Below are 12,726 nucleotides of genomic sequence, written 5' to 3' on the forward strand. Positions count from 1 at the left end.
AATAAAATCTTACATATTGTTATAAAGATTAAAAAAACTTTATCTCTACTTAATTTACTATTCTCTTTTCAAAATTAAATTTAGAAACTATGAAAACCGCATATATAGTTAAAGCATATAGAACAGCAGTAGGAAAAGCGCCTAAGGGAGTATTTCGCTTCAAAAGAACAGATGAGCTTGCTGCCGAAACCATTAAATACATGATGAACGAATTACCCGACCTCGACCCGAAACGTATTGACGACGTAATAGTTGGTAATGCCATGCCCGAAGGCTCTCAGGGTCTTAATATGGCACGTCTGATATCATTAATGGGACTGGATATTGTAGATGTTCCCGGAGTTACTGTAAATCGCTTCTGTTCGTCTGGAATTGAAACTATTGGCATTGCCACAGCTAAAATCCAGGCGGGAATGGCAGATTGTATTATTGCCGGAGGAGCAGAAAGCATGAGCGCAGTACCAATGACAGGATTTAAACCTGAACTAAACTATGACATAGTAAAAGCAGGACACGAAGATTATTACTGGGGAATGGGAAATACAGCTGAAGCCGTTGCTCAGCAATTTAAAGTATCTCGTGAAGATCAAGATGAATTTGCTTACAATTCTCATATGAAAGCGTTAAAAGCTCAGGCCGAAAATCGTTTTCAGGATCAAATTGTTCCTATTACGGTCGAAGAAACTTTTATAGATTCAAACGGCAAAAAATCCACTAAATCTTATACCGTTACTAAGGACGAAGGACCACGCGCCAATACCAGCTTGGAAGCTTTGGCTAAATTAAAACCGGTTTTTGCTGCAGGTGGAAGTGTAACTGCTGGTAATTCATCGCAAACGAGTGATGGAGCTGCTTTTGTTATGGTAATGAGCGAAGATCTGGTAAAAGAATTAGGTCTGCAACCTATAGCTCGACTCGTAAATTATGCTGCAGCCGGTGTAGAACCTCGCATTATGGGCATTGGTCCTGTAAAAGCCATCCCTAAAGCCTTAAAACAAGCTGGATTAAAACAAGACGATTTAAAACTTATTGAATTAAACGAAGCGTTTGCATCACAGTCTATCGCTGTAATACGGGAACTGGAATTAAATTCGGAAATCGTAAACGTTAACGGAGGAGCTATTGCTTTAGGACACCCTCTGGGCTGTACCGGAGCTAAACTATCCGTTCAACTTTTTGATGAAATGCGCAAACGGAATATGACTGGTCAATACGGTGCCGTAACCATGTGCGTTGGTACCGGGCAGGGAGCCTGTGGCATTTTTGAATTTTTGAATTAGATATAAGATGTTAGTATTGAGTTTCCAGATTACTCGCTACTAAAATCTCTATTCTCAATACTATGTACAAACTACTAAAAATTTAATATTATGGAAACAAAACAAGATATACTACGCGGCGGTCAATTCATTATAAAAGAATCGGACTGTGAAGACATATTTACTCCAGAAGATTTCACTGAAGAACAAATCATGATGAAAGAAGCGGTTATGGAATTTAACGACCGCGAAATCATTCCAAATAAACCCCGTTTTGAAGCCAAAGACTATGCCCTTACGGAAGAAGTTATGAAAAAAGCCGGCGAACTCGGTTTTTTAGGCGTAGCTGTACCAGAAGAATATGGAGGCTTGGGAATGGGATTCGTTTCGACTATGTTAACCTGCGACTACATGTCCAGCGGAACAGGTTCGTTTAGTACTGCTTTTGGAGCACATACTGGTATTGGAACCATGCCTATTACTCTATATGGTACCGAGGAACAAAAACAAAAATATGTTCCAAAACTGGCTACCGGAGAATGGTTTGGTGCTTATGCCTTAACAGAACCTGGGGCCGGAAGTGATGCAAATTCAGGAAAAACAACTGCCACATTATCAGAGGATGGTAAATCTTACCGTATTAACGGACAAAAAATGTGGATTTCTAACGCCGGATTCTGTAATCTGATGATCGTCTTTGCACGTATTGAAGATGACAAGTATATTACAGGCTTTATTGTAGAAATCGATCCCGAAAACCCAAATGGCATTAGTCTGGGTGAGGAAGAACATAAATTGGGTATTCGATCCTCCTCTACACGACAGGTATTTTTTAGTGATACCCTTGTTCCAGCAGAAAACATGCTTGCCGAACGCGGCGAAGGTTTTAAAATTGCCATGAACGCCTTAAACATTGGTCGCATTAAGTTGGCTGCCGCCTGCTTAGATTCTCAACGTCGTATTACAACTACAGCGCTGCAATATGCAAACGAACGCAAACAGTTTAAAACTCGAATTTCTGACTTTGGAGCTATAGAATATAAACTTGCTGAAATGGCCACCAGCGCCTATGCCGGAGAATCGGCTTCGTACCGCGCGGCTAAAAATATAGAAGACCGTATTACCATGCGTCAGGAAGCAGGAAATTCACATCAGGAAGCCGAGCTTAAAGGCGTTGAAGAATATGCTATAGAGTGTTCCATTTTAAAAGTAGCGGTTTCTGAAGATGTTCAAAACTGTGCCGATGAAGGTATTCAGATTTTCGGAGGTATGGGATTCTCGGAAGACACACCTATGGAAGCCGCCTGGAGAGATGCCCGTATTGCCAGAATATATGAAGGCACAAACGAGATTAATCGTATGCTTTGCGTTGGTATGCTAATTAAAAAAGCAATGAAAGGACATGTTGATCTCATAGGTCCGGCCATGAAAGTACAGGAAGAACTTATGAGTATTCCATCTTTTGACACACCTGATTATTCCGAATTACTTTCGGAAGAAAAGGAAATGCTTAGCAAACTTAAAAAGGTATTCTTAATGGTTGCCGGTGCCGCCGTACAGAAATTCGGTCCGGAACTGGAGCAACATCAGCAATTATTACTTTCAGCATCCAACATCCTGATTGAAATTTATATGGCTGAATCCGCAATTTTAAGAACTGAGAAAAATGCAAAACGCTTTGGAGAGGATAAACAAAAAGAACAAATAGCTATGTCTAAATTGTACTTATATAATGCCGTAGAACTCATCGCTAAAAATGCTAAAGAAGGCATCATTTCTTTTGCTGAAGGAGACGAACAACGCATGATGTTAATGGGACTTAAACGTTTTACAAAATACACTAACAACCCTAACGTAGTTGCTTTACGTAAGGAAATCGCTGAAAAACTTAAGGCAGAAAATAAATATTGCTTTTAAAATATTGTGTGACTAATTCATTTTTTATCAAAAAAGGTCAATTCTAATTTTGAATTGACCTTTTTTATTATCTATTAGTTTTCTACCGATCATTTATTTTCTTATCGTCGTGATTTTCGCGCATATTTCCAATCACCTTTTCTTCGGCGGTAACACTGGATAAGTTTATCGCGGTTTCAATTAAAGCTAAATGCGAATAAGCCTGCGGAAAATTACCTAGTAAACGTTTGGTTTCAAAGTCTATATCTTCGCTAAATAAACCTAAATGATTACTGTACGACAATAATTTATCGAACAAAGTAATCGCCTTCTGCTCCTCTCCTATTTTATAGAGGCTGTTTATAAACCAGAACGTACAAATAGTAAAAGAAGATGAAGGCAGTCCAAAATCGTCTTTATTTTTATATCGGTATAATAAGCCGTCATTACTCAACTCGCGCTCTATAGCTTTAACCGTATTTACGTACTTTGGATTATTAGCTTCAATAAATCCGTAAGGCTCCATTAATAGTACTGAAGCATCCAGATCTTCCGATCCATAAGACTGTGTAAAAGCCTGTACTTTTTCATTCCAGGCATTCGTCATTATATCCTCTCTAATGGTTTTCTCTAAATGAATCCATTGATTTAGTTTATTGTTTTTTCCAAGTAATTCGGCAACTTTTATCGCTTTATCTATTGCCACCCAACAAAGCACTTTTGAAAAAGTAAAATGACGTTCTTCTGTTCTAAACTCCCAGATACCTTTATCGGCTTCCTGCCAGTGTCTGTTTACCACCCACACTATTCCTTTAGTTATGGTCCATATTTCCTCGCCGTTTTCTATATCCGTTCTGAAATTTACAAGTTGCTGATGAATAACATCCATTAAAATACCATAGATATCATTCTGGCGTTGCTCGTAAGCTGCATTCCCTATACGTACTGGCTTGGAGTTTTTATATCCACTTAAATGATCCAGAGTTTCTTCGGTTAACTTTTTCTCCTTGTTAATACCGTACATAATCTGAAGCTTTTCGTCTTTATCCGGTATTAAATCGATTATAAATTGCAAATAGCGTTTTGCTATTTTCTTATGCCCCAAATGCGACACGACCTTAATTACCATCGAAGCATCTCTAATCCAGCAAAATCGGTAATCCCAATTGCGAACCTCTCCAATAGTTTCCGGTAAAGATGTTGTTGCCGCTGCCAATACAGCTCCCGTTTTATCGTAGGTTAAAAGTTTTAAGGTAATTGCACTTCGGCAAATTTCATCGTTATAACGTTCGTAAGCCGGTGTATTATCCATCCAGTTTAACCAATACACCTTTGTGCGTTCGTACTCTACATAGGCTTTTTGAACATCTGGCTGGAATATCTTTTCATTATATCCTAATAAGAAATAAGCGTTTTCCTTAAGTTCAATAATATCCCCGTTTACCACAGCTTCCTTATCCAGACTAGTGTACATAAATATAGTATCGAACTTTTCTTTATCAGTAAGACTAACTATAAATTCAGGTTTTACAAATGTATTGGTCTCTCCCAATGCATACTCCAATTTCGGGTTATATTCTACTGAAAATTTTGGTCTTCCTTTTTGATATTTAATATACCTGATGATTTCCGGTGGAGATTGATAACCGCCAGACATTTTATGATAACGCGGCATAAAATCTAAAATATCGAAAGCATCTTTTCCGTTACTAAACGAGGTTACCAGAATAGCGGTACCTTTAAGATAACTTTGTGTTATTGTATAATCTGAAGCCACATTTATTCCAAAATGTCCCCCTATATTTTCATCTAATATTTTAGCAAAAACAGAGCTCGAATCAAACTCTGGTAAACAGCACCAATCTATGGATCCTGTCTTAGAAACAAGTGCTGCACTGCGGCAATTTCCTATAATTCCGTAGTCTAAATTATTCATTAATTTCCCTTTTTACATGGTTAGAACCTTAAATTTATTTAAATTAACGAAAAACTTATTGCTAATCAAAACCCAACTTAATGAATAAAACAATTATTGTTTCCAACCGACTTCCGTTACAGGTGAAATTAGAAGATTCTGAACTGGAAATAAAGCCCAGTGTCGGTGGTTTAGCCACCGGAATGAAATCTGTACACGCCGAAGGAAACGGCATCTGGGTAGGATGGTCCGGATTAACTGAAGACCAGTTAACCCCCGAATTACGTAAAGAAGTCTCCACTGCAGTTACTAAAGAAAAATGTGTAACTGTCCCGCTTACTAAAGAAGATGTAGATAATTTTTATTTAGGATTCAGCAATAAAACCTTATGGCCCCTTTTTCATTATTTTATGGAATACACCACTTTCGAACGCTCGGAATGGGAATCGTATAAGGCCGTAAATCAAAAATTTGCCGATGTTGTTTTAGAGCAGGTAAACGACGGCGATACCGTTTGGGTACACGATTATCAGTTGCTGTTACTTCCTAAACTAATCCGTGATAGAAAACCTAATATTTCTATCGGATTCTTTTTACATATTCCATTTCCGTCTTTCGAAATTTTCAGAACATTTCCCTGGCGTGAAGCCCTGCTTGAAGGTATGCTGGGTGCCGACCTCATTGGGTTCCACACCTATGATTACGAACGTCATTTTTTAAGTTCGGTAAAACGCATTTTAAGATTAGATGTTAAATTTAACGATATCCTGTTCGACGAACGTATTGTAAAGGTGGATTCGTTCCCAATGGGTATCGACTACCAGAAATTTTACAATGCCGCCGTTGCCAATAATAACCAGAAAGAAAAAGAAAAATCGGAATTACAACGCCGATTAGACGACCATATAAATACCTCTTTAGGAGATAAAATGATTTTATCTATAGATCGCTTAGACTACACCAAAGGTATTCCAAAACGCCTGCGTGCTTTTGAGTATTTTTTAAACAAATACCCGGAATACAAAGAAAAAGTACGTCTTATTTTATTGGCTGTCCCTTCCCGGTCTAATGTACCCCAATACCAGAAATTAAAACGCGAAACCGACGAGCTTGTAGGTCGGATTAATGGTGAATTTGCCACAGTAAGCTGGACACCTATCTGGTATTTTTACCGTTCCATGCCATTCGAAAATCTGATTGACCTATACACCTCTTCTGATATTGCCCTTATAACCCCTATCAGAGATGGTATGAATCTTGTAGCCAAAGAATATATCGCCACACGAATAAACCAGGATGGTGTTTTAATTTTAAGTGAAATGGCCGGAGCAAAAAACGAAATGAATGAAGCTCTGCTAATTAACCCTAACAATTTCGAGCAAATAGCCGATACTATTAAACAGGCTCTGGAAATGCCGGTTGATGAACAACAAAACCGCATTAAATTCCTACAGAACCGATTACAGCGTTATAGTGTTGAAAAATGGGCTGAAGAATTTTTAAAAGCTCTGGAAACCACCAAAAACCTGGATGATATTGAAGTCTCCAAACGCCTGAACGTTGAGCTAAAACAGGAAATTAGTACAGCCTTTTCAACTGCAAAATCCAAATTATTATTACTCGATTTCGACGGCACTCTTGTTGGTTTTAAAGACAATCCGAAAGATTGCAAACCAGATGAGGAACTATTGAAACTTCTGGACGCCATACATGCCAAAGACGACGTGACCCTCGTAATTATTAGTGGACGCGACAGAGAAACTTTTGAAGACTGGTTTGCTGATAAACCATATACTTTAGTTACAGATCATGGTGTGTGGTTAAAACAGGAAAATGAAGATTGGGAAATGCTGGAACATTTGAAAAACGACTGGATGGAAAATATCTTGCCTATACTGGAAACTTTTGTTGATAGTACGCCTGGAACTTTTATCGAGAAAAAACGCTATTCCTTAGCGTGGCACTATAGAAAAACAGATCCTGAACTGGGACAAAAAAGATCAACTGAGTTAAATACAGTGTTAACCAGTTTAATCTCTAATAACGATTTATCCGTACTTAAGGGCAATAAAGTTACCGAAATTAAAAGCAGTAACGTTAATAAGGGACGAGCCGCCTCTCGCCTTTTAACCAGAGACCATTTCGATTTTATTTTTGCCATAGGTGATGACTGGACAGACGAATACATGTTCGAAGAGTTACCGGAAGAAGCCTATACTGTGAAAGTAGGGTTTAAAAAAACCAGCGCCCGTTATCATGTTAAAGACACTCTGGAAGTTCGTGAACTGTTAAATTATTTTGCAAATAATTAATTTCAGGACGTTCAAAATAATTGTGTAATTAATGAAGCAGATACGGGCTGAATAGATTTCCTAACAAAATCATAAAAAAATAAAGTTCTAATCATTTTAAAACACAAAAAAGAAAAAAATCCTTTTATTAGCCGAGTTATTCCAAAGAATTACTGCAAGGAATTGCATTATTTTTAATTTAACTAAAAACTAATATTAGAAACCCTACTTAACAGATTGCTATGAAATTTCGCTTTATAACCGGTGCTGCATTTTTGTTTCTCAGCTTCAACGGATTTGCTCAAGACGGTTTATTTAAACAAGAAACCCATTTTACACATCAGGATACTTTAAGAGGTAGTATTACGCCGGAACGCTCCTGGTGGGATTTAACGTATTACCATTTAAAAGTTGAGGTTGACCCGGAGAATAAATTTATTTCCGGTAAAAACGACATTCAATATCAGGTTTTGGAACCTTCAAAAATTCTTCAAATCGATTTACAGCCTCCTTTAAAAATAACAAAGGTAACTCAAGATGGAAAAGAACTAGAGGTTAACCATCAAGGCAATGCACATTTCGTGTCTTTAGAAAAACCTCAAACAAAAGGTGCTACAAATTCCATTACAGTATTTTACGAAGGCCAGCCAAAAGAAGCCGTTAGAGCTCCATGGGATGGTGGTTTTTCCTGGAAAAAAGATGATAACGGCAACGATTTTATAGCAACATCCTGTCAGGGTTTAGGTGCCAGTGTATGGTGGCCCTGTAAAGACCATATGTACGATGAGGTGGACAGCATGGATATAAGCATTACAGCACCTAAAGGTTTAATGGATGTTTCTAATGGTCGCCTTACTAATACGACAACTCTGGAAGACGGACGTAAAACTTACACCTGGTCGGTTAAAAACCCTATAAACAACTATGGTGTAAACATTAATATTGGAGACTATGTACACTTTTCGGAAGTATTTCCTGGAGAGAAAGGTCCTTTAGATATGAATTATTATGTATTGAAAGACAATCTTGACAAAGCGAAAAAACAGTTTAAAGATGCTCCAAGAATGATGAAAGCCTTCGAGCATTGGTTTGGCCCGTACCCATTTTACGAAGATGGTTTTAAACTGGTAGAAGTCCCATATCTTGGCATGGAGCACCAAAGTTCGGTAACCTATGGAAATAAATTTGAAAATGGTTATTTAGGTCGGGATTTATCGGGAACCGGATGGGGACTGAAATTCGATTTTATAATCATTCATGAAGCAGGTCACGAATGGTTTGCCAACAACATTACCTACAAGGACATTGCAGATATGTGGATTCATGAAAGCTTCACCAATTACTCTGAGAATTTGTTCGTTGAATATTACTACGGAAAACAAGCCGGAGCCGAATATGTTATTGGAACTCGAAAAGACATTAAAAACGATCGTCCGATTATTGGTGTGTACGACGTAAATCATGAAGGCTCTGGAGACATGTATCCTAAGGGCGGAAACATGCTGCATACCTTACGCCAGTTAGTTGAAGACGATGAAAAATGGCGCCAGATTTTAAGAGGTTTAAATGAAACATTTTATCACCAAACGGTAACAACACAACAAATTGAAGCCTATTTAAGTCAGGAAACGGGTATAGATTTAACCGAATTTTTCAATCAGTATTTAAGAGATATTCGCATACCTACATTGGAATACAAATTTGAAAACAATAAACTTAAATACCGCTGGACGAATATAGTAGAAGGTTTCGATATGCCGGTTCAAGTCGATCTGGATGGTAAAAATCAATGGATTTACCCGAATGTCAAATGGAAATCACTAAAAGTTAAAACTGAGGAGCTGACAGTAGATCCTGATTTTTACGTTTACTCTAAACAATTATAAAAACGAAAGCCATCTAAATTTAGATGGCTTTTTATTTTGCTTCTCTTAAAGCAGAAACTCTTAAAGTCCGCTAATATAACTTCCGTAAGGGTCTTTAAACTGAATGCCTTCGGTATATCTGTATTTATTAAGTTTTTTAAACTGCACCAGCCCCCAAAGCACAAATTCCTTTACAAAATACTGTTCCGCTTTAGATAATTTTGGCTGGTATTTTTCAATCAGCTCTGTTAATGGTTCTATCTGTTCTAAAGCTTTTCTATAATCGGTTTCATTTAAATCGTCCAGTAATTCAAAACCTTCTTTAGAATTAAAAAACCAGGATACAATGGCATCATATGGCGTTTCTTCATTTTGCTTTTCCAATTTTTCAATTTTCGGAAAATACAATGGGAATAGTTCCTGAATGGCATCACCTATCAAATTAAAAGCGACTACAGAGGCACCTTCCTGTTCCCCTTCGTACACCAATTCCACCTTTCCAGTAATTGCTGGTATAATCCCAAGAAAGTCACTCAACCTCACCTGAGTTTTTTTATCTCCCGAAAGTAGAACACGACGTTCTGCTGTACTAACCAGGTTTTCTAAAGCTGTAATACTTAATCGGGCACTTACTCCACTCTTGGCATCGATATACGGATTATCCCTGGCTTCAAATACAATTTGTTCCAAAATATCTTTCGCTAAATCAGGAATCTGCACTAAATCAGATTGTACCGAGCTTAACTTTGCTTCCTGTGCTGTAATACGCTTCGCGGTTTCCAGATCTATTGGATAATGGGTAATAATCTGTGAGCCTATCCTGTCTTTTAAAGGAGTAACGATACTACCTCTGTTAGTGTAATCTTCCGGATTTGCAGTAAACACAAACTGAATATCTAAAGGCAACCGCAATTTAAAACCGCGAATCTGAATATCTCCCTCCTGAAGTATATTAAACAATGCCACCTGAATTCTGGCCTGTAAATCAGGTAATTCATTAATAACAAAAATACACCGGTTGGCTCTTGGTATCATTCCGTAATGAATCACCCGATCGTCTGCATAACTTAATTTTAGATTTGCTGCTTTAATAGGATCCACATCTCCAATAATGTCTGCTACCGTTACATCGGGAGTGGCTAATTTTTCAGAAAAACGATCTTCTTTGGCTAACCAGCTAATTGGCGTATCGTCTCCTTTTACACTTATTAATTCTTTAGCATAGCGGGAAATTGGGAGAAAAGGATCGTCGTTTATCTCTGAACCTTCGACCACAGGAATATAATCGTCCAGCAAATTAACCATTAATCTGGCCAAACGTGTTTTTGCCTGTCCTCTAAGTCCTAATAAATTAATGTTATGTTTGGATAGAATTGCGCGTTCCAATTCTGGTATTACGGTGTTTTCGTAGCCATGAACGCCTTGAAACGTAACCTCCTGATGTTTTAATTTTTCTATTAAATTATCCCGAAGTTCATCCTTAATGGATTTACTTTTATAACCGGCTGCTTTTAATTCTCCAAACGTGGAAATCTTTGGTATACTCATACTATCCTCTAATGCGCTTTTTTCTGTTTGTTTCGTAATCTTCAAAAATCATTTCTCCCAATCCTTTTAACCCGGTATAAAAGGCTTTTCCTTTATTGGCATGCGTAAATTCCTGAACAAATCGCATCAAATAAGGATCCTTTGCAATCATAAATGTGGTTATAGGAATATGGAGTCGCCTGGCTTGTTGTGCGGTATCGTAGCATTTATTCACAATATAGTCATCCAATCCCATACTGTTTTTATAATACTGGCCATCCGGCATGCGCAAACAACTCGGCTTTCCATCGGTAATCATAAAAATTTGTTTATTCGTATGGCGTTTACGCCTTAAAATATCCATAGCCAATTGTAAGCCCGCAACGGTATTGGTATGATAAGGTCCTACTTTTAGATAGGGCAAATCCTTTATTTCTATGCGCCAGGCATCGTTTCCAAACACTATAATATCGAGAGTATCCTTTGGATAACGTGTTGTTATTAACTCGGCCAAAGCCATGGCCACTTTCTTGGCAGGGGTAATACGGTCTTCTCCATACAAAATCATACTGTGGCTAATATCAATCATAAGTACGGTACTCATTTGAGATTTGTGCAGCGTCTCCTCCACCACTAAATCATCTTCTGTAAGATTAAAATTACCTATACCATGATGTATCTGAGCGTTTTTTAAACTTTCTGTAACAGACACCTTATCTAAAGCATCTCCAAACTGATAGTTCCTGAATTCACCAGTATGCTCATCGCCTACACCTATTTGTTTGCTTCTGTGGTTCCCTGCTCCACTTCGCTTTAACTGTCCGAAAATATGCTTTAACGCCTGTTGCCTTATGGCGCGTTCGGTTTTACCGGTAATCACAGTCCCCCCTTTCCCATCTCCATCTATCTCTTCTTTTATAAACCCTTTTTTCTTTAAGTCTTCTATAAAATCATCTATAGTGTATTCGGCGTTGGTTAAACTGTATTCTTTATCGAGTTCTCGCAACCAGCTTATCGCTTCATCAAAATCGCCCGAAGTGTGTGTTATAAGCTCTTTAAAAATTTCAAATAGCTTTTCGAACGGCGACTGCTCAGGAGCCTCGAACCTTTTAAAAACAAAACCTTTTTTGTAATCTGAATGTTTCATAGCCTTATAAATTTACTAATTTATAAGGGAACGCTCAGACTTTTTACATTTTATTAATACTAGTGAAAACAAAAAGCGGACTTATTATCACTAATAAATCCGCTTCTCACAATAAATGTCTTGTATCTATTCTACGTTTTCAAGACCGCGATAGTCTTCAATTTTAATATGTTTCCCTTTAGTACTAATTAATCCTTCCTTTTTAAACTGAGAAATAGTTCTGATGATAGATTCTGTTGCCGTACCTACTATACTCGCAAAATCGTCTCTGGAAAGCGTTACATTTAAATGTCCTTTTTCGTCGACATTAAATTCATTATACAAATACAGTATAAGTTCGGCCAAGCGATGTCTTACCGATTTTTGAGCCATATTAATGATCCCTGTTTCGGCTTCTTTAAGGTCGCTAGCCATACGCTGTAAAACATCGAAAGAAAAATCGTTGTTCTTTCTCAACACATCCATAACCTCTGTTTTAGGAATAAAACAAACTTCCATATCGTTTAAAGCCGTAGCACTTAAATTAGCTGACTGATTAATTATAACAGAACGTTGTCCCAGAAGTTCCCCTTTTACTACAAGTTTTACAACCTGCTCTTTTCCTTTTTCACTTAGTTTTGTCAGTTTACAAATACCGGAGCGCACACAATACACGCCATTTAACAAATCGCCTTCATTAAATATAACCTCGCCTCTTTTCACTTCTTGAAACACTTTACAATCTGATATTGCTTTAAGCTCCTTACCTTTAAGCATTTGTAAAGCATTAATTTTTCTCACTATACATTGTTCGCAGTTGCCAGCCATATTATTTTTTAATTTAAGG

8 protein-coding genes are annotated in these 12,726 nt (G+C 37.6%); 4 read left to right on the forward strand and 4 right to left on the reverse strand.

The window, feature by feature from the left end; translation table 11 throughout:
• The first annotated feature begins 89 nt into the window (after positions 1-89).
• Positions 90-1,280 (forward strand): acetyl-CoA C-acyltransferase, encoded by a 1,191-nt coding sequence (locus I3217_RS03485; protein ID WP_435048342.1) that lies wholly within the window; start codon positions 90-92, stop codon positions 1,278-1,280.
• A gap of 90 nt (positions 1,281-1,370) precedes the next feature.
• Positions 1,371-3,176, forward strand: a complete 1,806-nt coding sequence (locus tag I3217_RS03490; protein ID WP_435048343.1) for an acyl-CoA dehydrogenase family protein — start codon at positions 1,371-1,373, stop codon at positions 3,174-3,176.
• 82 nt (positions 3,177-3,258) lie between these two features.
• Here the strand turns inward: I3217_RS03490 and I3217_RS03495 are convergent, their stop codons facing one another.
• The gene (locus I3217_RS03495; protein ID WP_435048344.1) at positions 3,259-5,091 is read right to left on the reverse strand and encodes a glycoside hydrolase family 15 protein; all 1,833 of its coding nucleotides are present in this window, start codon (positions 5,089-5,091) and stop codon (positions 3,259-3,261) included.
• Positions 5,092-5,171: 80 nt separating this feature from the next.
• Here I3217_RS03495 and I3217_RS03500 point away from each other — a divergent pair, with 80 nt between their 5' ends.
• On the forward strand, positions 5,172-7,382 hold the full coding sequence (locus I3217_RS03500; RefSeq protein ID WP_435048345.1) for a bifunctional alpha,alpha-trehalose-phosphate synthase (UDP-forming)/trehalose-phosphatase: 2,211 nt from the start codon (positions 5,172-5,174) through the stop codon (positions 7,380-7,382).
• A gap of 221 nt (positions 7,383-7,603) precedes the next feature.
• The gene (locus tag I3217_RS03505) at positions 7,604-9,247 is read left to right on the forward strand and encodes a M1 family metallopeptidase (protein WP_435048346.1); all 1,644 of its coding nucleotides are present in this window, start codon (positions 7,604-7,606) and stop codon (positions 9,245-9,247) included.
• A 60-nt stretch (positions 9,248-9,307) separates the two neighbouring features.
• Here the strand turns inward: I3217_RS03505 and I3217_RS03510 are convergent, their stop codons facing one another.
• From I3217_RS03510 to I3217_RS03520, 3 genes are all read right to left on the reverse strand, one after another.
• Positions 9,308-10,774 carry a magnesium chelatase gene (locus tag I3217_RS03510; RefSeq protein WP_435048347.1) on the reverse strand — a complete coding sequence of 489 codons (1,467 nt, stop codon included), beginning with the start codon at positions 10,772-10,774 and terminating at the stop codon, positions 9,308-9,310.
• Between the two features lies 1 nt (position 10,775).
• Complete coding sequence (locus I3217_RS03515) at positions 10,776-11,900, reverse strand: vWA domain-containing protein (protein WP_435048348.1); 1,125 nt, start codon at positions 11,898-11,900, stop codon at positions 10,776-10,778.
• Positions 11,901-12,026: 126 nt separating this feature from the next.
• A complete protein-coding gene (locus I3217_RS03520) occupies positions 12,027-12,707 on the reverse strand; it encodes a Crp/Fnr family transcriptional regulator (RefSeq protein ID WP_435048349.1) in 681 nt (226 codons plus the stop codon).
• Positions 12,708-12,726 lie beyond the last annotated feature (19 nt).

The organism is Formosa sp. S-31 (genome assembly GCF_051172795.1).
Lineage (GTDB): Bacteria > Bacteroidota > Bacteroidia > Flavobacteriales > Flavobacteriaceae > Formosa.

Coding starts and splice junctions, on each gene's coding strand:
- I3217_RS03485 (WP_435048342.1), top strand. CDS start 90: ATGAAAACCGCATATATAGTTAAAGCATATAGAACAGCAGTAGGAAAA.
- I3217_RS03490 (WP_435048343.1), top strand. CDS start 1,371: ATGGAAACAAAACAAGATATACTACGCGGCGGTCAATTCATTATAAAA.
- I3217_RS03495 (WP_435048344.1), bottom strand. CDS start 5,091: ATGAATAATTTAGACTACGGAATTATAGGAAATTGCCGCAGTGCAGCA.
- I3217_RS03500 (WP_435048345.1), top strand. CDS start 5,172: ATGAATAAAACAATTATTGTTTCCAACCGACTTCCGTTACAGGTGAAA.
- I3217_RS03505 (WP_435048346.1), top strand. CDS start 7,604: ATGAAATTTCGCTTTATAACCGGTGCTGCATTTTTGTTTCTCAGCTTC.
- I3217_RS03510 (WP_435048347.1), bottom strand. CDS start 10,774: ATGAGTATACCAAAGATTTCCACGTTTGGAGAATTAAAAGCAGCCGGT.
- I3217_RS03515 (WP_435048348.1), bottom strand. CDS start 11,900: ATGAAACATTCAGATTACAAAAAAGGTTTTGTTTTTAAAAGGTTCGAG.
- I3217_RS03520 (WP_435048349.1), bottom strand. CDS start 12,707: ATGGCTGGCAACTGCGAACAATGTATAGTGAGAAAAATTAATGCTTTA.